This is a genomic window from Amycolatopsis tucumanensis, assembly GCF_021654135.1.
GTDB lineage: Bacteria > Actinomycetota > Actinomycetes > Mycobacteriales > Pseudonocardiaceae > Amycolatopsis_E > Amycolatopsis_E tucumanensis.
Window position 1 is genome coordinate 1 of the sequence record NZ_JAKGSD010000130.1, and the last position, 1,376, is coordinate 1,376.

The 1,376-nt window shown below is 65.2% G+C and carries 1 protein-coding gene; it reads right to left on the reverse strand.

From position 1 onward, the window contains the following. Nucleotides 1-39 precede the first annotated feature (39 nt). Complete coding sequence (locus L2C96_RS44125) at nucleotides 40-1,284, reverse strand: IS256 family transposase (protein ID WP_110341587.1); 1,245 nt, start codon at nucleotides 1,282-1,284, stop codon at nucleotides 40-42. Nucleotides 1,285-1,376: the final 92 nt, after the last annotated feature.

Consider the following 1,376-nt stretch of genomic DNA (forward strand, 5'->3'; position numbering starts at 1 on the left):
GGGTCTGTCAAGAAGCTGGTGTAACTGATCTTGTCGGTTCTACTTCTTGTTCGTGGTCAGGCGTCCGGGGAAGGTGAGCTCGAAAGCGTTCAACGGCGCCTTCCAACGGGCGACCCAGCGTTTGCGCCCAGTGCCGGTGGGATCGAGGCTCATCAACGCTAGGTAGACGCACTTGAGCGCGGCGGCCTCGGTCGGGAAGTGGCCACGGGCCTTGACCGCCCGTCGGATCCGCGCGTTGATCGACTCGATGGCGTTCGTGGTACACACCACGGTGCGGATCTCGGCGTCGAACTGCAAAAACGGCACGAACTCCGCCCAGCTGTTCTCCCATAGCTTGATGATCGCCGGGTAGCGGGCCTCCCACTTGTCACCGAAGGCAGCCAGCGCGTCCAGTGCCGCCGACTCGCTGGGCGCGGTGTAGAGGGGCTTGAGGTCCTTCGCGATCGCCGCCCAGTCCCGCTTGGAGGCGTAGCGGAAGCTGTTGCGCAGGAGGTGGACGACGCAGGTCTGGGTGATCGCTTGCGGCCACACGGTTTCGATGGCCTCGGGCAGGCCCTTGAGTCCGTCGCACACGACGATACACACGTCGGCTGTGCCGCGGTTCTTGATCTCCGAGAGGACCCGCAGCCAGTACTTGGCTCCCTCGCCGTCGCCGTGTTCGCCAGCCCACAGCCCGAGGATGTCGCGGGTGCCCTCCACGGTGACGCCGAGCGCCAGATAGATCGGCCGGTTCGCGACGTTGCCCTCACGGATCTTGACATTCACACAGTCAATGAACACCACCGGATACACCGCATCCAGCGGCCGGTTCTGCCACTCGGCCATGCCGTCCATCACGCGGTCGGTGATGGTGGTGATGGTCTGCTTGGACACCTCGGCGTCGTACACCTCGGCCAGGTGCGCGGCGATCTCACCATGCGTGAGCCCCTTGGCGGACAACGAGATCACCAGATCATCCAGCCCGGTCAGCCGGCGCTGGCCCTTGCCCACCAGTTGCGGCTCGAAACTGCCGTCGCGATCCCGCGGGGTAGCGATCTCCACCGGGCCGGCCTCGGTCAGCACCTTCTTGCCGCGCCGGCCGTTGCGAGAGTTCCCGCCGTTGCGGCCGGCCGGGTCATGCTTGGAATAGCCGAGATGGTCGTCCATCTCGCCTTCCAACGCCGACTCCACCACCTTCTTGGTCAGCATCGCCAGCAGGCCGCCCTCACCGGTCAACTGCAGACCCTCGGCCCGCGCCCGATCCGCCAGCTGCTGCACCAGCTGATCGTCCACTCCATCCGCCATCGCCGGAGCCTTCGCCTCGCCGCCGTTGCCCGTCCCATCAGTCACAGATGTCTCCTTCACCTCAGGAGTTACACCAACGAAATTACAGTCCC